This window comes from Pseudomonas sp. Bc-h (assembly GCF_002080045.1).
Lineage (GTDB): Bacteria > Pseudomonadota > Gammaproteobacteria > Pseudomonadales > Pseudomonadaceae > Aquipseudomonas.
In genome coordinates this window covers 346,268-367,016 of sequence record NZ_MUIN01000009.1, presented here as the reverse complement: position 1 = coordinate 367,016, position 20,749 = coordinate 346,268, and the positions used below count along the sequence as shown (strand labels likewise).

Sequence of the window (20,749 nt, the reverse complement as noted above, 5' to 3'; positions counted from 1 at the left end):
ATATGCCTACTTGATGCCGAATACGCCGCCTGTTTATTGGGCTGGTAGCGAAACTCAACCGCACGCGCGACAGTTTCTGCCAAAGCCAAGTGCAAAAGAGGCGCATCTGAAGGGCGCCAGCTCTTGTGACTCATTTCGAGATTCCTTTCTTCAGGCGAAAATCTTTTTCCGGATATAAGGGACCGGGATAGTCCGGATGTCTAGGGTCCAACATGGTTGGGATTATCAATACATCATCGTTTTCCAGGATGTGCACGTTAGTGCCACCGGATTTATCGTACGGGTGAACCAGTACATGTTTTTCAGTCCAGTGACAGGCCTCTGAGTCAGGGATGGGGTTGTGCTTGTAAAAGCGTTCACAACGTCTCCATTTAACGCGTACGGTCAATCCCGGGTGCCAGGGCGCAGGGAGACTCAGCGCGCCTGCGACGGAGCTTCCGCCAGTACCCGCCGCGCCAACCCAGCCGCCATCGACATACACCGGCCGCACAAACGTATCGCTCGCCTCATGGTCCATTGGCGTCACGGTCGTTCCGAAATAACGGGTCTTCACCATTGGCTCCACAGGCGGGGATTTTTCATAGCGGGACATGGCGATCAGCAACACCGCCAGCCCCAGAAAAGCCCCCAACGACATGCGCCTCACGAGCCCACCTCGGCATCGCTCGCTTCCCCGTCGAGTGCATCAAGCAGTTCGCGGCCGCTCAACTGCTGTTGCAGCGCTGGCAGTTCAGCCACTCGCGTGGGCGCATCGGTGCCTGTGCGCAATGCCCAGGCGGTGAGAGCGCTCAGGTCTGTCATGTCGGCATAACCCGCCGCCATGGCCTGGGCCAGCACCGCATCGACGGCGGCATGACGTTTTTCGCGGCAGCCTTTGAGCGAGCTGTGCAGCGCAGTGAGCGTCTTGAGCTCGTGAATCAGCGCGTCCGCCAGGGTGGCCCGCATCAGCGCGGATTGCTGTTCGGGGCCAAGGTCAGTCGAGACCGGTGTCAGGATCTCGAACTGGTGCGCAAGGGTCAGCAAATGGCCGGCGCCGTTGCGATCTGCGTAGCACCAGGCTCGCCAGGGCTGGGAGAACGCATGCCGCTGCGCCACGGTCCAGACCGAGAGCAAGGCGTTCAGCGCGCGGCCGTCGGCCAGGCGCTGCCAGCGTCGCGAGGCGCTGTCCTGCCCGCGCATCCACAACAGCAGATGCGCCTCGACATCTGCCATCGACCATTCACTGGCGAGCCAGTTGATACCCCGTGCGCAGCCGTCGATGCCGAGCGAGGCGGCGCGTGCCTCGCTCATCAGCCATGGTCCCAGTGCGCGTACGGCCTTGGGATAGTTGGCGAACAGCGAAATGGCGCCCTCGGGCTGTTCGGCCAGGCGGGTCCCCAGGCGTTGTTGCATGGCACCGTCGAGCAGGACCAGGCTGCTCAGCCCGTTGGCTTCGACGAGGTGGGTGTAGGGTGTCGGCAGTCGGTTCATAGGGTCACCTGCGCGGCACCGGACAGTGCGGCCTTGAGCAGGCATTCCAGGCAGACTGACTCGGCCGGCGGTGGCATCGAGACGCTGTAGCGTTCGGTTTTCGGCCCGACCCAGTCATGGCTGCGGCCGTGGGTGATGACCTCACCTTGGGTGCCGATCTCGATACCGCCGCCGATCTTGATGTAGCTGCCGTCGTCGGCAACGAAACGCAGGTGCGGCGCACTGATCACCACTTCGCCCTGTTCTGCGCTGATCTGTACGTTCTGTTGGGCATTGAGGGCGACATCGTCTTGTTGCGCCTGCACCGTTACCTTGCCGCGATTGGCGATGGCGCTGATGCCTTTTTGCTCGGCGAACAGCGCAATGCCTTCCCCGGCGTGCAAGCGCGTGGCATGCCCGCTGGTAAATTGCAGATGACGGCGGGCAAGGGTGTCGTGGTTTTCTCCAGCGACCTGAAGCTGCGAGCCGGGCGTGGCGCTGACCGTGCCAGCGGCGGCTGCCATTGCCAATACGGGGTCACCGGACTGATGGCTGTCAGCGGCCGGCCATTGCTTGAGGGACTGCTGCAAGGCTTCGAAGCCCCGGGCGTCGAGCGCTGTGCTGCCTTGGCTCACTGCCGTCTGACCCAACGCCTTGAACAGTTCGCCGCACTCGGCCAGCAGGTCGAGCAACTCGCTGCGATCCAGTTGCGCCCCACTGGCCTGAGTGCGCGCGTACGTGGTCAGCAACATGCCCTGAGCCGCACGCAGCGCGATGGCCGCGTCGGTGCGCAACTCCGCACCTTCGCCGCGCGGCTTGGCACTACCCCGGGTGCGTGGCGTGGTCAGCTTGCCCAGGTTCAGCGCGGTGGCTCGATGGGAGCTGGCAAGACGCGCTCGCAGTTGCTCAGGGGTGTCGTCGAACACCAGTTCGTTGTAGCCGGTTCCGCGATGCTCCCGGCTCTTGATCCCCGACAGCGCTCCATTGCCCGGCAGCCCCGACTCGCCGCTGAAGTAGGGCTGTGCATGGGTGCCGTTATACAAGACACCGGTCACGACAGGGCGATCCACATCTGCGGCCATGTGCTGGATCAGCACTTCCTGGCCGATACGTGGCACGAACTGGTGGCCGAAGCCCGCTCCCGCGCTCGGCATCGCAACCCTCAGCCAGGCCGTGTCGTCCGCGTCCTCACGTGTCGCATCATCATCGGGCTCGATATGGCGCTGCCAATGAAAACGCACGCGAATCCGGCCCAGTTCGTCGGTGAATACTTCGTTCGCCCGAGGACCGACCACGACCCCGGTCAACGGCCCGTTGATGGCGGGTCGTTCCGTTGACAGCGGGGGCCGAAAGGGGATTTTGCTGCGAATGCAACCGAAGGTATTCGCGTAGTCGGCGGGTTTGGGCGAGCAATAATTGTTGCGGCCCTGGTGCTCCACGCTGAGCAGTAAAAATTGCCGGTCCTGCAGGGAGCCAAGGTCATGATCGAAATGCTGGGTCAGTTCGAAGCTGTACCCCGGACGCATGCTGCGACAGTTGCTTACACCGGTGAAGCCTTTGCCCTCGCTCTCGAGCGCTTCGATGCGCCTGCGCAGGATGAATTCGCCGGCCTCATACGTGCGGTGAGAGCAGGGTCGGGTACGTTCATAAATCTGCAGTCGCGCCACGTCGCCCTGTTGGTTGAGGCTGTTCATGGTCACCGGAAGGGCATTGGCCGGTTGTTTGTAATCGTTGGTCTGGATGCACATGCGCCCGGATTGAAGCTGGCGATGCGCACTCCAGTGCGTGATCGAATCGTCTTTCTCGGTCACGGACGCCCTGTGGTAACGAATACGCGGCTGTTCCGGCAGCGGGAGCAGTTCGGTCGAACGGTCAGCAATCACCAGGGTGTGACCTTTTGCATCGTGTTCGAAATAGAAAAACAGGCCTTCGCCCTCAAGCAGGCGAAGGACAAAACTCAGGTCGCTCTCGAAATACTGGGTGATGTAGCTATGAGGCTGCAGAGGATCGAACAGGCGGAACTCGAAACGCGGAAGGTCGCCGTATGCCGCGAAAACCGCGCGCAGAATGTCCTCGACGGTTTTCTCCTGATAGATCCGCGAGTCCTGGCGCTGACCGAGCATCCACAGCCACGGACTCAGGGTGGCCGTGTAGCGGGTCAGGCCACCGTCGCTGCCCTGCAGGCTGAATCGGGTGATGTAGCCATCGATGATCCGCGTATTCCCGCTCGCCAGTTCGATCTGTAATTGCGCAGGCTTGCCGATCAGCGATTTGAGTTCGATATGGGCATCCCTGGCGAGCAGTTCGACCTCGAAGGTGAACAGTTCCGATATCGCCTCCCGACCGGAAACTGAATCCAGCAGTAATTCCTGCTCCCCCTCGAGTTCGGTTTTGAGGCTGATCAGGCGTCGGTTTTGCGGCGAAAAGATATCTGCCAAATCCCTGAGCATGGTTTCTCCTGAGCCTGGCGCTGCGTGAGCGATCTCCAGGCGGGCAAAAATGATTGAGCGCGTCCATGCGGGGTTTCGTCGACTACGGAAGTCGTTCGGCAGTGAAGCATTTGCTAACGGGATTACCTGTAGGGGGATTCCTGGCGGGACGTAGGCGGGATCAGATTCACTGGGGTGGCAATACTGACAAAGCATTCATGTGAACTAACTCTGAACCCTGTTAGTCAGCATTTAAACGCTCCTCATGAGGCTCGACATTCCATGCAGATTTCCTTGAAGGGCCAGGTTGCGCTGGTCACTGGCGCCAGTTCCGGGCTTGGCGCAGGGGCCGCGAGAGGGCTCGCGGCATCAGGCGCGGCGGTGGTGGTCAACTACCATTCACAACCCGAACCGGCCGAGAAGCTGGCTGACGAGATTCGCGCCGCAGGCGGGCAGGCCGTTGCTGTCGGCGCCGATGTATCCAAGGAAGACGAAGTCGAAAAACTGTTCGCCGAGACTCTGAAAGCTTTTGGGCGGCTGGACATCCTGATCGCCAATTCCGGGCTGCAAAAGGATTCGGCCATCGCCGAGATGACCCTCGACGACTGGAACACCGTCATCAACGTCAACCTCACCGGTCAATTCCTCTGCGCCCGAGCGGCCTTGCGCCAGTTCGCCCGGCAGCAGATTCGCCCGGACATCTCCCGCGCCCTGGGCAAGATCATCCACATGAGTTCGGTGCACCAGGTCATTCCCTGGGCCGGGCACGTCAACTACGCGGCGTCCAAAGGCGGGGTCGATCTGCTGATGCGCAGCATCGCTCAGGAAGTCGGCGAGCAACGCATCCGGGTCAACAGCATCGCACCGGGAGCCATTCGTACGGCGATCAATACCAAAGCCACTTCCGGGGACGCAGAGAAGAAACTGCTGAAGCTGATCCCCTATGGCCGCGTCGGCGAAGCGCAGGACGTGGCGAATGCCGTGGTGTGGCTGGCGTCCGATGCCTCCGATTACGTGCACGGCACCACCTTGTTCATCGACGGCGGCATGAGCCTGTATCCGGAGTTCCGTGACAATGGCTGAGCACGAGCGAAAGTCTCAAATCGATACCGGCGATGAGCCGCAAAACCCCATCGAGAACCACGGCATCATCGGCGACATGCGCAGCGCAGCGCTGGTGGCCGACACCGGCAGCATCGATTTCTGCTGCTGGCCGGATTTCGACAGCCCGACCCTCTTTAGCGCGTTACTGGATACGCCAGACGCCGGGATCTTCCAGCTCGCGCCGATTCTCGCCGATGCCCGCCGCCAGCAGCTGTACCTGCCGGAAACCAATGTGCTGATGACCCGCTGGATCGCCAGGGATGCCGTGGTCGAAGTCACCGACCTGATGCCCATCGCCTCGGATATCGACGACCTGCCGCGTCTGGTGCGCAGGATCCACGTGCGCCATGGCACCACGCGGGTGCGCATGCTCTGCCGGGTGCGCCACGACTACAGCCGTGCTGAAACCGACGTGCAGATGGCCGGGGAGGATGTGCTGTTCACCGCCCGCGAACAGCCGCCGATGCGGCTCTCGGCGACCACCCAACTGAGTGTCGACAGTGGTGCTGCGGTCGCCGAGTTCGAGATGAAGCAAGGCGATATCGCCGAGTTCATGCTGGGCGCTGCCGGCGATGAAAAGGTCAAAGCCTCTCAGTGCGACGGCGACCTGAAAAACACCGTGAGCTTCTGGCAGCACTGGAGTCGCCACTCCAACTATCGCGGGCGCTGGCGGGAAACGGTCAATCGCTCGGCCCTGGCGCTGAAGCTGCTCACATCACGCAAACACGGTGGAATCATCGCCGCCGCCACCTTCGGGCTTCCGGAAGAAGAGGGCGGCGAACGCAACTGGGACTACCGCTACACCTGGATCCGCGACGCCTCGTTCACCGTCTACGCCTTCATGCGCCTGGGCTACAGCGAAGAAGCCAACAGCTTCATGCACTGGGTCCGCGAGCGCATGGGCGACTGCTGCGAAGACGCCAACAAACTCGGGATTCTCTACTCGCTCGAAGGCCGTGAAGAGCTCCCCGAAGAAAACCTTACGCATCTGTCCGGCTACGGCGGCGCGACCCCGGTACGGATTGGCAACGAAGCCTACAAACAGACCCAGCTGGACATCTATGGCGAGCTGCTCGATGCGGTGTATCTGGCCAACAAATACGGCGAAGCGATTTCCCACGAAGGCTGGAAACACGCCACGCGGCTGGTCAACGAGCTCTGCGACAACTGGAACAGCAAGGACGTTGGCATCTGGGAAATGCGCGGCGACGACCAGCATTTTCTCCACTCGCGGCTGATGTGCTGGGTTGCCCTGGACCGCGCCCTGCGTCTGTCACTCAAGCGCTCGCTGCCTGCGCCCTTCGAGAAATGGGACAAGACACGCCAGGCGATTCACGACGATATCTGGGACAACTTCTGGGACCCGGAGCTGGAACATTTCGTCCAGCACAAAGGCAGCAAGAACCTCGACGCCTCGATGCTGCTCATGCCCTTGGTAAGGTTCGTCGGCGCCAGCGACCCCAAGTGGCTCAAGACCCTCGACGCCATCGAACGCACCCTGGTGCGCGACGGCATGGTCTTTCGCTACCGCAATGACGACGACTACGGCGACGGGCTGGACGGCGAAGAGGGCGCATTTGTCGCTTGCTCGTTCTGGTACGTCGAATGCCTCGCCCGCGCAGGACGCGTCGCACAGGCACACCTGGAATTCGAACAACTGCTGCGCTATGCCAACCCCGTGGGCCTGTACGCCGAAGAGTTCGACGCCCACGGCCATCACCTCGGCAACACGCCTCAGGCCCTCAGCCACCTGGCCCTGATCAGCGCCGCAAGCTTCCTGGACCGAAAACTCGAAGGCGGCCAGACACTCTGGCAACCCTGAACGGAGAGAAAGACCATGGCCCATGCATTCAAGGTAGGCGATCACGTGCGCTGGAATTCGGATGTCGGCCATGTGGTCGGGGTCGTGACCAAAGTACACGTCAAAGACACCGAGTTCATGGGCCGTCATCGCCCCGCCTCAAAAGACGCGCCGCAATACGAAGTCAAGAGCGACAAGACCGGGCATCTGGCGATGCATAAGGAAGAGGCGTTGGAAAAGTCCTGATGTTTGAGACTGCGCGATAGTGCGGAATATGCTTGGATCGCTCTTGTTCTGCCGAAGGCGTGGGGTTAAAGCTTGCTCGCGATCTGCGGGTAGCCGGCAGTGAAATCAGCCCCATGGCCGAGTCGAGACAACCGCACCAGGCGTGCTTACTGGCACTGCGCGCCGAGGGGCATTGTCAATTCCCGATGACATGCTGTGCATTCACGTTATATCGACTTGCTGATTGCTGGGACACTGCGGCATTAGATTGATTGGAAATAACATCTATCGCGGTTGGCGATAGCCGCTTACTAACTCATTGAATTAAAAACCGAACATCAGATGGCTTGGTCGGAGGATCGAGTGTGTGGGTGGATTGATGTTGCTGAACGGGAACGGATGCGCATAATCCAGTGAAGGATTCAATCAGTGGAAAGGAAAACGCCGATGAACGATAAAGTACAAACGAGCCAGTCCGTATATACGGACGAACAGGTGGAGATTCTCAATAATGACGATCACCTGGGATGGGCCGACGTGGGGGACGGCAACTGGACCTTTCCCTCGGCCTTGCTACCAGTAGGGACACACAAGCTGACTGCTGCACTTGGAGGAAAAACCAGCGCAGTTTGGAATGTTGTGGTCTCACCGCCCGTTGTGGACGTTGATGATTTGGAAAGTGCGCCGCTCGGTAATATCAAGGAGCCCTTGGTTCGGCCATTCTATACCCTGACGAGCGCTCCTGTTGGTTCATGGGCTAATACGCCGGTCAGAGTTATGACCGCTAACCAGCCGCCTGGAATACAAGGAAAAATGCTTTACCTATTCTGCGGGACTGAAGAGATATATCCCACTGAGGTAACTATGGGGATGGTGTTTAATAGACCGTACCTGGCCGTATCATTCTGGTGTCAGGTTTGGGAAAAGGGTGGGGCGGGAGTGATGAAGGTTGATGCGTTTGATGATCAAGAGGGATTTGTCGGCAGTTTTGATTTTACATCCGTGCCTCAGCGTGAGCTCCGCGAGGTCATACTGACGGCCCCTGCCGGTGCTAGAATAGAATCCATTCGTTTTCACCAAACAGCAATTTCCATTTACCCTTATTGTGCCGCATTGAGGTTGGACAACTTCAAGTTCACAGGGTAAGGCGAGCATAGTGGACGCTCACCAAAAGTCTTCAACGGTCGAACTGTCGTCGCAGTGGTCGCTCACTGCGGGGCATAGGCTAGTGGGTCCCGCCGTGAAACGGTAGCGCATCCTGGTGCGCGATTGTAGGGGCTTCAGTTATTACAATGATGAAAGCCATGAAGACGGGGCAGCATTTGAGCATCATTTAAAATGTCTGGATCTATAGGATGGCGAAGAATTGAAAGCCGAGGTCCGGCACTTGGTATGTTGTAAAGACCACACCTCTGAACAGGAAAACCTCCCGCGCTCGCAACGAATCGTTACCTATGCCCTCAACTCATAGCGGGCATAGGTAGGGCGATCCCATCTACCTCGCCCGCAACTCATGCCCCACCGCCAACGTCTGCAACTCAAACCTGTACGCAATCATCCCGCGATAGCTCGTCCGTGCCGATACGCGCTCCGGGCCCTTCGATGCGCATCAATGTCCTGACCTCTTCACACAATTCAAACGTCACGTTCTGCAACGCGCCCGCCGCCAAGGCGGAGCGAGGGACAAACAGGACGCGTTGCACAGGCTCACCTCGAATTCGAACAACTTTGCTTAAAAGGATGAGCTGCAGTACGAAGTAAAGAGCGACAGACCTGGCACCTGGCGATGCATAAGGGGGGGTGGAGAGGGCTTAAAGTTTCACGGCTTATTGGTGCTCGGGTGTTGAACTCAGGCGAATATAGGTGGAGAAGGCGTGACCTACGGGGGGCTTGCATTTGCGCGTCTACGGGAGTGAGAGGTCATTAGATTTATTCGACGTAAACGTAATAGCGATTTGAAATAGAGGGTTGCTAACCTACTGTAACGACGGTGCTTTTTTTTGGCAGAAAATGCTGGTGATGAAGGGAGCTGCTACGTTGGTTGACGATTGATGCTGTAGTGCAATACTGCAGTTGCTGTACAAATAACATTCACAGGGAAGATGAGTTATGAATATTTCTACGACGAAATCGGCGCAGGGTGATGGTGAAGCGTCAGGTGTCAAAGCCGATGATATTGAAGATTTTTCCGGTGCGAAGCTGGGAGATTATACCAATGTCCTAAAGTACGATCGCCCTTTGTATACGGGGAGCAATGTTGCCGACTATGTTTGGACTCCGCCTGCGTTTGAGATCAAGGACTCAGCTGAAAAAAATCCTTTTTTGCAGGCTCTACTTGAAGAGGAGTACTCTAGGAAAAATGAGAATGCTCCCTTCCGGTATGCTACGGTCAGCGCTTATATGAATTCGGATGGGAAGAGAGCTCATTCGAAGAACAGGTTTGAGCTGAAGTCTGAATACGCTCGAGTGGTGTTTGACATCTGGATGCTTAACCCATCGCTCAGTATACCTGTAGAACAATGGGACGCTAAAGCTCAGATTATCGCCTTCCACGACAAGACGCCGATTGAAACTATAAACCTGTTCGATTATATGGACGAGGGCCCCCGGAGTATTGAGTTGAAGCGCAGTTTAGATAAGCCTATCAATGCTCTGGAACTCAACCTGATTCATGGTGAAGCGCATCATAAGTTTAAGATGACCTGTTACATCACTCGTATTGTAATGACTCCTTAATGGTATTTGGGGATTCATGCCAGTGCTGAGATGAATAAATCGATGTCGGTTATTGTGAGGCGGGAGGAAAAATGATCATGAGCGACTCTAATCATTCAGGTAAAGGATTGCAGGGCCAGCAGGTAGAGGATGAGGAACAATTCACGGGTGTTACCCCGGGAACGGATTTCACCGGTACAAGCTTGGCATTCAATTTTTTTACCGCGACAAATACCACGACCTCTGATGCACACGTACATTGGCCTGCAGCCTCTGTTCAACAAGCCAGCAGTTACCGTAGGTTGGCTGGCCAAGGCCACACATTTGAGCAAAGAAATTTTTTGCAGCTGGAAGCTGTCAGGGTGGCCGAGGCGAATTACGATTCGGAAACAGCCGTTGCTTTCTCTAATCCCTATTCAAGCGTCGGTATTGATTTTGTTGCGGGGCATTTTAATGGTCAATCTATGCCGTCAAATGCCAGGGTTAGCGTGTATCTAAGAGCTGAAGGCAATGAGGAGGAGGTTGTGCTTTTGGCAGAAGAGCAGGGGGCCGCATGGGGGGAGATTGAACTTAGGAGGACAGATGGAAAGGCTATTGAGCAGCTAAAATTTGCCTTGTCTACGAGCAAGTTGGATACGGCGTCTTCGACGGTTTACTGTTTTATTTATAAAATGGTTATGACCGCATGACGTTGTGAGTTCTGTTCAAAACGGCGTAGTGAAAATATTCGACAGGGAAATATGAGTGCCTATTTTTCCGCGATAGCAACAACTGCTATCGCGGAAAAATCCGCTGCGAATAATTCTACTTCGCCCGCAACTCATATCCCACCGCCATCGTCTGCAACTCAAACCGGTCCGCGATTACCCCGCAATAACTCGTCCGCGCCAGGTACGCACCCGGGCCCTTCAGATACGCATCGATATCCTGTACCTCTTCACACAACTCGAACGTGCGGTTCTGCAGCACGCCCGCTGCCTGGGCCGAGCGCAGGGCGCCGTTGGGGGTCCAGTCGGAGATGATCAGGGCGCCTTGCGGGGCGGATTTTTCGTAGCTGCGCACGAACTCTTCGGCGGAGCGGTCGCTCAGGTACGGCGCCATGAAGTAGTGGATATCGTCACGAAACGGCAGCGCTTCCTTGTGAACCGGCAGGTCGACGATGCCGCTGGCGTAAATGGCGAATACCGCGAGGATGGTCACCGGCGCGGTCAGCGGCGAAGCAGTCACCAATGGTGCGGCGGCGGTCCGTTGGAGCAGGGCTTGCAACTGCATGACGCCGAGGATGCTCAATAGCACGGCGCCGGGCAGGAAGAAGGTGAAGCGGTCGGTGACGTTGTAAGACACCGCAAAGACGAAGTTCATCATCGCCGCACACCACAGCACGCGCAGTTTCGGGCTCTTTGGAAAGAACACCAGCCCCAGTATCTGCGGGCCGATCAGTGAGAGCATCATCAGCACCACCGAATTCTTCTCGTGCCACATGTCGTCGAAACGGAACAGCGAACCCTGCCAGCTCTGTTCGGCGGTGCGGTCGGGGATGCCGATCAGGTAGCGGTGGCCGATGTCGTACAGACTCACGCCGGACGCCAGCTCATTGGCAACTCCAGGAAAGGCCACGCTGAAGCCCAGGGCGAAGCCGGGCAGGGTAATCAGCATGCGCCACTTGTTCTGCCACAGCAGTTGCAGATAGAGCGGAAACAAGACGATGAAGGTCAGTTGATGGATAGCGGCAGCGAGGCCGGTGAGCATGCCGATCAGGAACAGCTTTTTCAGTGCGCCCAGACGAAAGCTTTCATCGAAGTGCAGCATGTAGGCCAGCGTCACCAACACCACATGCAGGATGTACACCTCGGCCTTGGTCGAGACCCAGAATACGCAATGGCAGAGAATCGCGGCGGCGGCCGACAGCAGGGCAATCTGGGTGCTGGCGCCGACGCCCTTGGCCAGACGGTAGATCGCCCAGGCCAGCGGGATCAGTAACAGTGAATTCATGAAGCTCAACACATGGGCGCCGAAACCCGCATAGAGCGCGGTGGTGACGAACAGGTACAGCGGGTGATCCAGCGGCCCGAGGGTCTTGCTGAAGTACACGCCTTCGGATGCGTCGGCCAGAAACACCCCGTTGTCCATCCACTGAATCGGCCCGCTCGACGCGAGAAAACTGGCGATGATTGCCCCGATCACCAACAGCAGGGGAATCAATGTCGACGCTCGATAACGTACTGCTGCCACCATGAGTTGCACTCCTGTCCCTGTTCTACATTGCTAGCGGTTTAATAAATGCCACTGTGTTGCGCTGTACCTGTAGCAGTCCGGCCGGGCTACTACAGGGGCTGCGGGTGTCAGCTGTATCAACGAATCGCTTGCCCCTGAGGCGCCGTTTCACCCTTGAGCCGCATCAGCATCAACGCGCCGATGGCGACCGCGAACCACAGCGTGGCGAGCCGAATCAACACAGTCGCCGCCACCGCGTCCGCGCTGTCCATGCCTTTCCACACCAGCAGCCCGACCATCACCGCCTCCGCGCCGCCCAAGCCCCCGGGCATGAAACTCACGGCGCCCGCGAGCATTGCCAGGGCATAGACGAACACCGCGAAGGTCAGCGGGATGTCGGCGCCCATCCATTTCAGAATCCAGTCGAAGGCCAGCGCTTCGGCGCTCCAGGCGATCACGCTGAGCACCGTCAAACCCAGCATCAGACGCAAGCGATGGCACTGTTGGGCATGCATCAGCACTTGCAGCAGATGACGCAGCAGGCCGATGACCTTGCCGCCTTCAGTGGGCACCATCAGGGTCAGGCGCTCGATCAGGCGCTTTTGCGACAGCACCAACAAACCGACCATCACCAGCGCCACGCCGACCACGATCATTGGCATTGCCTCGGGGTACAGCGACAGGCCGAACAGGGTCAGCAGCACCACCGCGAACAGGTCCGAAAGCCGCTCGCTGAAGAACGCCGCAAAGCTCTGCGGATACGGCACGCCCCAGCGTTTGAGCAGCACGCCGCGCAAGGCTTCGCCTGCCTTGCCGGGGGTGGTGGTCAGGGCGAATCCGGCGAGGTAGATATTCAGGCTCGGGCGCCACGGCATGGGATGGCCGAGCACCTTGAGGTACGACTGCCAGCGCAGGAAACGCAGGCCATAGTTCACCGAGGACATGAACAGCGCGATGACGATGCCCAGCAGCCCGACCTCGCTCACCGCTGCGCCCACTGCGTGCCAGCCGCCCCACAGCGAGAAACCCAGATAACCCAGCGCCGAGCCGACCACCGACAGCACCACCGCCCGGTAGCGCCAGCCGGACAGCAGCAGTGCCTCGCTCACAGATTCAGCCTCTTGAATACCGGCTGCGGAATCGAGCGGATGATCAACATGATCAGGCCCCAGAATCCCGGCGCGTAGAGGGTCGGCACCTTGTTGGCGATACCCTTGACGATGCGTTGCGCGACCTGCGCCGGTTGCGCCAACAGTGCGGCGGGCAGCGACAGCCCCTGAGTCATCGGCGTATCGACGAAGCCCGGCTTGATCGTGGTGACATGAACGCCGACCTTGAACAGCCGCGCCTGCAAGCCTTCGCAATAGGTCGACACCGCGGCCTTGGCGCTGCCGTACAGGTAGTTCGAAGGCCGCCCGCGATCAGCCGCCACCGATGAGATGATCGCCAGGCTGCCGCAACGCTGGGTCTCGAATTGCACCGCCAGAACGGTCAGCAAGGCAATCACCGAGGTGCAGTTGTTGGCGAATTCGCGCAGGGCAAGATGGACGTCGCGCTCGCAGGCTTTCTGGTCGGGCAGCGTGCCGTGGGCGATCAGCGCGATGTCGATCTGATCCAGCGCGGTCAGGCAGCGGCTGAGCATCAACGGGTGAGCGTCGATGTCGTTGGCGTCCATTTCGTGCAGGGTCACGTTCTTCGCGCCACGCGCCTTGAGGTCGGCGGCGGTCTGCTGGAGCTTGTCGACGTTGCGCGCGACGAGGAAGAAATCACTGCCTTCACTGGCCCACAAACGGGCGCAGGCACTGGCGATGGCGGAGGTGGCACCGATTATAAGAACTCTTTTCATGACAGTACGCGGCTCCAGAAACGGGACATCAAAGAGGGATCGCGCAGCGCTTCCAGTCGCTCCCAGGCGGGGTACGCCTGGCGAAAGTCCGCGCCGCTCATATGGGCATCCTTGGCCGGATACAAGCGGCCTCCCGCCCCCCGGACGATGTCGTCCAGACGCGGGAATACAACGTTTTCCAGGTGTTCGCTCTGGGGAAAGTCCAGCGCCAGCGAGGTCCCCGGCATCGGGAACGACAGCAAGCCGGGCGACCGCACGTCGCCACAGCGTTTGAGCACGGCCAGAAACGAGCCTTGCCCGGAATCGGCAATCGCCCGCAACAGCTCGCCCATCGCGGCCTCGGCGTTGGCGGTCGGAATCACGCATTGGTACTGCTGAAATCCTCGTCGGCCGTAGATGCGGTTCCAGTGCAGGATGCGGTCGAGGGGATAGAAAAATGGTTCGTAGGCGCTGCGGCCTTGAGTGCGCTGGCTCGGGTGCACTCGCCAATACAGATTGTTGAAGGCGCTGAGAGACAGTTTGTTGATCAGCGAAACCGGCGGCGTGATCGGCATGCTCAACTTCGCGCGCTTGCCCACTTCAAGGGAGCCGTAGTGCGCGTGGTCGCCGACGATGAACACGCCGCGTCCGGTCTCGGCGCCTTTGGCCAGGCAATCGACCCAGGCCACGCTGTATTCGTGTTTGTCGTCGAGTTCGTCAGCCAGGGCGAAGAACTCCGCCAGATTGGCGAAGCGCACGGTGGTGGTGTCGATCTGGCTGGCGCGTATCGGCATCAACTGCAGTTGCGCCCAATGAATGACGCCGGTCAGCCCCAGGCCACCGATGCTTGCCGAGAACAGCGAAGTGTTGGCGCTGGGGGCGCAGGTCATTTCCGGCTGGCCGTGGCGCAACAGACCGAAGCTGCGAACGTGACGGCCAAAGGTGCCGCGCACGTGATGGTTCTTGCCGTGAACATCGTTGGCGATGGCGCCGCCCACTGTGGCGAACTGGGTGCCCGGCGTCACGGGCAGAAACCAGCCGCGCGGGATGGCCACCGCCAGCACCTCGGCCAGGGTGATCCCGGCCTCGACCTTGACCACGCCGTTGGCCCAGTCGGCCTCGATCAAGCGGTCGAGGGAGCGCATGTGCAGCACTTGGTCGCTCGCCGCCAGGCAACTGTCGCCATAGCTGCGGCCATTGCCGTACGGCAGGCTGCTGCTGTGGTCCTCGATCACCCGGTTCAAGTGCGCGGGCAACTCGTCCAGCCAGACGCAACTGTGGCCACGTTGCGGACTACGGGGAAAACGTCCCCACGAATACAGCGGTGTGCTCATGCGGCAATCCAGAACATCAGGAGGAATACGGCGCCGATCAACTGGCTGGTGCGGTCGCGAATGGCGAACACCACCGGGTCTTCATTCATCTGCCCGCGATGGGTGAGCATCCACACCCGCGTCACCCAGAACAGCAGCAGCGGGCAGGCCAGCCAGATAACGTGGGGAGTGACGTACAGCGCGGTGGTCTTGGCGTCCTGGATGTACAGCGCCAGAACCATCACCGCCAGATAACCCGAAGACGCGCCCAGGGACGCGATCATGTCCAGATCGCCCGGGTAATAACCGCGCCCTCGGGCCATGGTAGTCACCTCACGTACCCGCGCATCGCGCAGCTCGGCGTAGCGCTTGACCATCGCAAGGCTGAGGAAGATGAACATCGAGAACGCGAGGATCCAGAAGGTCAGCGTCAGATTGAACGCAGCGACCCCGGCAATGATGCGCGTGGTGTAGAGCATGGCCAGCACGATCACATCCACCGCCATCAGCCGCTTGAGTTGCAGTGAGTAGGCCAGCGTCAGGCCGTAGTAGGCGGCCATTACCGCCGAGAACTGCCAGGGCAGGAGCAACAGTGCCGCACCGAAAGCTGCTACCAATAAAGTCGGCACGAAGATCAGCCCGGCCTTGATCGACAGTCGTCCACTGGCGAAGGGGCGATTGCATTTGCTCTTGTGATGGCGATCGTCGCCCAGGTCCAGCAGGTCGTTGAGGATATAAACGCTGGAGGCGCAGAGGCCAAAGCAGAAAAAGGCAAAGACGCCGTCGCGCATCAGGTCGAATTGGGTGAAACGATGGGAGGCGAGCAGTGGCACGAAGATCAGCGCGTTTTTCAGCCATTGATGCATGCGCATCGCCTTGCGCCAATCGCGCAGGCCGGAGGTATTGGTGCGAATGGTCGGTTCGACCTGTGACATCGCCTTGACCCGCGATTCCACGCCCCGGTCAGGGTTAACCACATAGGCCTGGCGCGACACATTCCAGATCGGCAAGTCGTCTTTGGAGTTGCCGACATAGTCGAAGCCGCCTTCGCCATAGTGGGCAACTAACAGGTCGCGCTTATTATTGCCCGACAAGTTGCGGTTGGCATTGGAGGCCAACACCAGGTCGAACAGTTGAAGATGTTCGGCGATTCGCTCAGCCAGACTTACATGACTCGCCGTGGCCAGAACGATCATCCGCCCATTGGCTTTTTCGGCGTTGATCATGTCGATGATCTGCGGGTCGTAAGGCAGCACCGAGACGTCTATCTGCGTCTCCAGCGCCAGGCCTTCCTTGAGCGCGGCCTTGCCCTTGAGCAGCCAGCCCAGCATCTTGAAAACCTTCAGTGGCTTGCTTCTGACGAAGGCCATGGCGGTTTCCATCAACAGATCCGAACGCAGTAGAGTGCCATCCAGATCCACAACCAAGGGCGGGAAAGTTTCTTGAACTCGTCCCTGAATTCTTGCCATGTCGAATGCTCCGTAGCGGGTCCACTCGACTATAAACAAAATATTTTTTTCACAACTTCATTTAAATTAAAGGGCTTCGCGATCGCCGTCGTGCCGTTGGCGTCAGAATAAAACAGCGGTTTGACGATGCCGATCGAGCGTTATCCGTTTCAGACTTGAAACAGCAGGCGCCGTTTAATTGGCGATCAACTAATGGCTCATGACCGGCACGTGCGCCGTTTTGCGCAAGTTGTGTTGTGACAGCAGCCGCATGACATATCCGATCTTGATCAGGGTAGGGCCGATGATGGTCATGGCGTGGAGGAAGACCAAGCCGAAGAGATTCAGATGCAGATCCAGTAGGTAGGCGCCGACGATGCCGGTGAGCAACATGACCAGGCCAGTCCACAGGACGCGAGTGGAAAGACTCAGGACGTTCGCAGGATTGAGGAAGAAATCAAACATGACCGTGACTCCTGTTCAGTGAGGGCAAGGCCTGTTGGCGTTTGCCGGTACTCAAGCTGTATCAGGATGCGTGCCAGTTAAGAATGCCTTTGGAATCATGGGGTTGGGCTTCGCGAGTCAGAATGACCCCCTCCCGTTGCTGTCGTTTTAACCGAAGCGGGTGTCATAATGACCGCGTTTTGTCTTCCTCGATCTGGATCGCTGCGTCTGGAGCCCTTATGAAAAACCCTTTGTTACTGGCGCTGGTTCCTCTGGTTGCCGACTTGTCCCGCGAGCTTCCCGACGATGAGCGTTACCGCCGGCTGCTGCGGTCGTTGCGCCAGTTGCTGCCGTGCGACGCGGTGGCGCTGCTCAGGCTTGAAGAGGATGTGCTGGTGCCGCTCTCGGTGGAGGGCTTGAGCCCCGACACACTGGGGCGCCGCTTTCGGTTGGGCGAGCATCCTCGGCTGGACATCATCGCGCAGAATCGCGAGCCGACCCGCTTCTCCACCGACTGCGATCTGCCTGACCCCTACGACGGTCTGGTTGACGGGCTGCACGGGCATCTGGAGGTTCACGACTGTCTGGGCTGTCCCTTATATGTGCAGGACAAACTCTGGGGGGTGATCACTCTGGATTCACTGGACCCGACCAGCTTCGGCAGCGTCGACCTGGATAATCTGCAGGCGTTCGCCAGCCTGGCGGCCGCCACGGTCATGGCCAGTGAGCGGATCAATCAGTTGGCGCGCAGTTTCGAAGATCAACGGCAATTGGCCGAGGTCTACAAACGCGCTGCCGGTGGGCGAGGGCCTCGAGAACTGATCGGACAAAGCGCGGTGCACAAGCGTTTGCAGCAGGAAATCCAGCTGGTGGGCAACAGTCCCCTGACCGTCTTGATCACCGGGGAAACCGGGGTCGGCAAGGAACTGGTGGCCGAAGCCATACACCTGAGTTCACCCCGGGCGCAGAAGCCGCTGATCAGTCTCAACTGCGCGGCGCTGCCGGAAATGCTGGTGGAAAGCGAGCTGTTCGGCCACGTCAAAGGGGCATTCTCTGGCGCCGTGAGCGGGCGCAGCGGCAAGTTCGAACTGGCCGACGGCGGCTCGATCTTCCTCGACGAAGTCGGCGAGTTGCCGCTGCCTGTCCAGTCAAAATTGCTGCGGGTGTTGCAGAGCGGGCAGTTGCAACGGGTCGGCTCCGATCAGGAGCACCATGTGGACGTGCGCATCATTGCCGCGACCAACCGTGACCTGGCCGAAGAAGTACGCGCCGGGCGCTTTCGCGCCGACCTCTATCACCGCCTGAGCGTTTACCCGCTGGTGGTGCCGCCGCTCAGAGAGCGCGGTCGCGATGCCTTGCTGTTGGCCGGGTACTTTCTTGAAGAAAACCGCGCACGAATGGGCTTGCGCAGCCTGCGCATGAGCGCCGAGGCGCAGAAGATCCTGCTGGGGTACTCGTGGCCGGGGAACGTGCGCGAGCTTGAGCACCTGATCAGCCGCGCGGTACTCAAGGCCTTGTCGGCACACCCCGAGCGTCCGCGAATCCTGACTATCGAGGCGCAGGCATTGGGGTTGGAAGACGATGTGCAGGTCGCGGCGTCGGTCGCACCAGCACTGATGGGCAGCTCGCCGGTGGTCAAGCCGGGAGAGGGCCTGAAGGAAGCCGTCGATGGGTTTCAGACCGTGCTGATCAACGACGCCTTGAACCGGCATCAGGGCAAATGGGCGCAAGTTGCCCGCGAATTGAACCTGGACCGGGCCAACCTCAGCCGGCTGGCGAAGCGGTTGGGGATTCGATAGGCGATTGATACCGCCGCATTGATATGAATGCGGTCTGTCTGGACGAGTACATGACCGGTAGGAGGGCGCTTGCTCGCGAACGCGCAGTGTCATTCAAATTTCGGGTGCCTGACTTTCTTCTTCGCGAGCAAGCTCCCTCCCACACAAGCTCCCTCCCGCAGGGGACTGCGTCGGTCTGGAATGTGTGCCTGTCCGGAGCGCCCCCAGTCCTGCTAACGAGTATGGAAATCCCCTTTCTCCGGCACCATCTCGGTCCCCGGCTCGAATCCCGTGCTGGGGTTGCAGCCTTCGTCGACCGGGTCGCAATCGCTGTCCACCGGATCAGGCACGGTTTCCGGGAAGCTGACGTTTTCAGGTGGGGTGTCGGGGTTTTCCGGGCGTGAACCGCTCATGATCTCCTCCAGCCAAAGGGTGATGTTGGTTGGAGGAGTCAAGCACAGGGTCGTTCCCGGCGCGAGATGAGCGGTGTCAGTGGGCGATGTCTTCCAGCGCCAGGTTGCGCGTCCTCGGGCCGAACGTGCCGATGGTGATGATCACGATCAGCATGCTGACGACGATGAACGTCAGCACCCCAGGCGTGCCGAAGTGGTCCAGGAAGAAGCCGATCAACAGGCTGCTGAACACCGTCGACAAGCGGCTGAACGAATAGCAGAAGCCCACCGCCCGCGCGCGGATATTGGTGGGGAACAGCTCGCTCTGATACGAGTGATAGCTGAAGCTCAGCCACGCGTTGCAGAAGGTGATCATCACGCCGCAGACGATCAGCCCTGCCGCCGTGCTCTGTTGGGCGAACAGGGTGCCGAACACCATTGCGCCCAACGCGGAGCCTACGATCTGCCACTTGTTCTCGAAGCGGTTGGCGAACTTGACGAACAGCAGCGGCCCCAGCGGATAAGCGAGGGTGATGATGAACGCATACGCCAGGCTGTGGGTGACGCTGACGCCTTGCCCCGAGAGCAGCGCCGGCAACCAGTTGCCGAAACCGAAAAAGCCGATGGCCTGAAAGACATGAAAGACGATCAGCATCAGGGCGCGGCGGCGATAGGGCGGCTGCCAGATATCGGCGAAACGGCCTTTGCCTTCCACGGCCACGTTGTGAGTTTCCGGTTCGTCCAGCGCCGTGCCGTGATCCTTCACGCAGCGCGCTTCCAGGTCATCCATGATCTTTTCGGCCTCGGCGAAGCGCCCGTGCTGCGCCAGCCAGCGCGGCGATTCCGGCAGGCGTGAGCGCAGCCACCAGATGAACAGGGCGAACACCGCGCTGGCCAGCACCACAAAGCGCCAGCCCGAGAAGCCGAACGGATCCTGCGGCACCAGCCACCAGGACATCAGCGCCACAGCAGGCACCGACAGAAACTGCACGAAGAAGGCGAAGGCGAACGCCGAACTGCGCATGCGTTTGGGCACCAGTTCCGACAGATAGGCGTCGATGGTCACCAGCTCGATGCCCAGACCGATGCCCACCAAGAAACGCATGCAGATGATGCCCAGCGCCGAGGTCTGCACGCCCATCAGCACGGTGGCGACGGTGTACCAGATCAGTGCGAAGGTGAAAATCGCCCGACGCCCGAAACGGTCGGCAATCGGACTCAGCAGGCTGGCGCCGAGAAACAGGCCGAGGAAGGTTGCCGAAGCGAACGCCGCCTGATCGGAGAAGCCGAACACGCCGGCGCTGCCGGTGGCAAACAGTCCGGCGCGAATCAGGCCAGGGCTGATGTAGGCGGTCTGAAACAGGTCATACAGCTCGAAAAAGCCGCCGATGGACAACAGCGCCACCAGTTTCCAGATGGTGGCAACGGCGGGCAGGCGGTCGATTCGGGCAGAGACTTGCGAGGCGCGAACCGGGTCGATGCCGTCCGGTTGGGCGTCGCAGTGATCGGAGGAGTGTGAAAGCGAGGACATTATTGTTTTCCAGTTCCGTGGGACGACGCATGTTAGAGCTTTTGCATTGATTCAAGACAAAATATTTCCGGGCGTTTAAGC

The 20,749-nt window shown here is 59.5% G+C and carries 18 protein-coding genes; 7 read left to right on the top strand and 11 right to left on the bottom strand.

Annotated features, from left to right (window positions below; all coding sequences use genetic code 11):
• Positions 1 to 130: 130 nt before the first annotated feature.
• From BWR59_RS18300 to tssI, 3 genes are read right to left on the bottom strand one after another with little or no spacing between them, the layout of a single operon-like run.
• Entirely contained in the window at positions 131 to 637 is a 507-nt protein-coding gene (locus BWR59_RS18300) for a DUF3304 domain-containing protein (RefSeq protein WP_081567042.1), read from the bottom strand.
• 5 nt (positions 638 to 642) lie between these two features.
• Complete coding sequence (locus BWR59_RS18295; RefSeq protein WP_168184503.1) at positions 643 to 1,470, bottom strand: DUF4123 domain-containing protein; 828 nt, start codon at positions 1,468 to 1,470, stop codon at positions 643 to 645.
• Complete coding sequence (tssI, locus tag BWR59_RS18290; protein WP_081567041.1) at positions 1,467 to 3,899, bottom strand: type VI secretion system Vgr family protein; 2,433 nt, start codon at positions 3,897 to 3,899, stop codon at positions 1,467 to 1,469. The genes BWR59_RS18295 and tssI overlap by 4 nt, the downstream gene beginning before the upstream one ends.
• A 261-nt stretch (positions 3,900 to 4,160) precedes the next feature.
• Here tssI and BWR59_RS18285 point away from each other — a divergent pair, with 261 nt between their 5' ends.
• From BWR59_RS18285 to BWR59_RS18260, 6 genes are all read left to right on the top strand, one after another.
• The gene (locus BWR59_RS18285; RefSeq protein ID WP_081567040.1) at positions 4,161 to 4,961 is read left to right on the top strand and encodes a glucose 1-dehydrogenase; all 801 of its coding nucleotides are present in this window, start codon (positions 4,161 to 4,163) and stop codon (positions 4,959 to 4,961) included.
• The gene (locus BWR59_RS18280; protein WP_081567039.1) at positions 4,954 to 6,804 is read left to right on the top strand and encodes a glycoside hydrolase family 15 protein; all 1,851 of its coding nucleotides are present in this window, start codon (positions 4,954 to 4,956) and stop codon (positions 6,802 to 6,804) included. The genes BWR59_RS18285 and BWR59_RS18280 overlap by 8 nt, the downstream gene beginning before the upstream one ends.
• A 15-nt stretch (positions 6,805 to 6,819) precedes the next feature.
• Entirely contained in the window at positions 6,820 to 7,029 is a 210-nt protein-coding gene (locus tag BWR59_RS18275; protein WP_081567038.1) for a DUF2945 domain-containing protein, read from the top strand.
• Between the two features lie 426 nt (positions 7,030 to 7,455).
• Positions 7,456 to 8,154 carry a hypothetical protein gene (locus tag BWR59_RS18270; RefSeq protein WP_081567037.1) on the top strand — a complete coding sequence of 233 codons (699 nt, stop codon included), beginning with the start codon at positions 7,456 to 7,458 and terminating at the stop codon, positions 8,152 to 8,154.
• 963 nt (positions 8,155 to 9,117) lie between these two features.
• The gene (locus tag BWR59_RS18265) at positions 9,118 to 9,744 is read left to right on the top strand and encodes a hypothetical protein (RefSeq protein WP_081567036.1); all 627 of its coding nucleotides are present in this window, start codon (positions 9,118 to 9,120) and stop codon (positions 9,742 to 9,744) included.
• A 77-nt stretch (positions 9,745 to 9,821) separates the two neighbouring features.
• Positions 9,822 to 10,412 carry a hypothetical protein gene (locus BWR59_RS18260; RefSeq protein WP_143490867.1) on the top strand — a complete coding sequence of 197 codons (591 nt, stop codon included), beginning with the start codon at positions 9,822 to 9,824 and terminating at the stop codon, positions 10,410 to 10,412.
• A gap of 115 nt (positions 10,413 to 10,527) precedes the next feature.
• On the opposite strand, the gene BWR59_RS18255 is transcribed toward BWR59_RS18260, so the two are convergent.
• The 6 genes from BWR59_RS18255 to BWR59_RS18230 all read right to left on the bottom strand — a co-directional run bounded on the left by BWR59_RS18255 (position 10,528) and on the right by BWR59_RS18230 (position 16,988).
• A complete protein-coding gene (locus BWR59_RS18255; protein WP_081567034.1) occupies positions 10,528 to 11,958 on the bottom strand; it encodes a DUF2723 domain-containing protein in 1,431 nt (476 codons plus the stop codon).
• Between the two features lie 116 nt (positions 11,959 to 12,074).
• A complete protein-coding gene (locus BWR59_RS18250; protein ID WP_081567033.1) occupies positions 12,075 to 13,046 on the bottom strand; it encodes a lysylphosphatidylglycerol synthase transmembrane domain-containing protein in 972 nt (323 codons plus the stop codon).
• Positions 13,043 to 13,783 carry an SDR family oxidoreductase gene (locus tag BWR59_RS18245; protein WP_081567032.1) on the bottom strand — a complete coding sequence of 247 codons (741 nt, stop codon included), beginning with the start codon at positions 13,781 to 13,783 and terminating at the stop codon, positions 13,043 to 13,045. Before BWR59_RS18245 ends, BWR59_RS18250 begins: the two co-directional genes overlap by 4 nt.
• A complete protein-coding gene (locus tag BWR59_RS18240) occupies positions 13,780 to 15,096 on the bottom strand; it encodes an FAD-binding oxidoreductase (RefSeq protein WP_081567031.1) in 1,317 nt (438 codons plus the stop codon). Before BWR59_RS18240 ends, BWR59_RS18245 begins: the two co-directional genes overlap by 4 nt.
• Complete coding sequence (locus BWR59_RS18235; protein ID WP_081567030.1) at positions 15,093 to 16,544, bottom strand: UbiA family prenyltransferase; 1,452 nt, start codon at positions 16,542 to 16,544, stop codon at positions 15,093 to 15,095. Before BWR59_RS18235 ends, BWR59_RS18240 begins: the two co-directional genes overlap by 4 nt.
• A gap of 189 nt (positions 16,545 to 16,733) precedes the next feature.
• Positions 16,734 to 16,988, bottom strand: a complete 255-nt coding sequence (locus BWR59_RS18230) for a transmembrane sensor/regulator PpyR (RefSeq protein ID WP_081567029.1) — start codon at positions 16,986 to 16,988, stop codon at positions 16,734 to 16,736.
• A 218-nt stretch (positions 16,989 to 17,206) separates the two neighbouring features.
• On the opposite strand from BWR59_RS18230, the gene norR reads away from it, so the two are divergent.
• Complete coding sequence (gene norR, locus BWR59_RS18225) at positions 17,207 to 18,766, top strand: nitric oxide reductase transcriptional regulator NorR (RefSeq protein WP_081567028.1); 1,560 nt, start codon at positions 17,207 to 17,209, stop codon at positions 18,764 to 18,766.
• Between the two features lie 212 nt (positions 18,767 to 18,978).
• On the opposite strand, the gene BWR59_RS18220 is transcribed toward norR, so the two are convergent.
• Positions 18,979 to 19,158 carry a hypothetical protein gene (locus BWR59_RS18220; protein ID WP_081567027.1) on the bottom strand — a complete coding sequence of 60 codons (180 nt, stop codon included), beginning with the start codon at positions 19,156 to 19,158 and terminating at the stop codon, positions 18,979 to 18,981.
• 76 nt (positions 19,159 to 19,234) lie between these two features.
• Positions 19,235 to 20,668, bottom strand: coding sequence for an MFS transporter (locus BWR59_RS18215; protein ID WP_081567026.1), 1,434 nt, complete (start codon positions 20,666 to 20,668; stop codon positions 19,235 to 19,237).
• Positions 20,669 to 20,749: the final 81 nt, after the last annotated feature.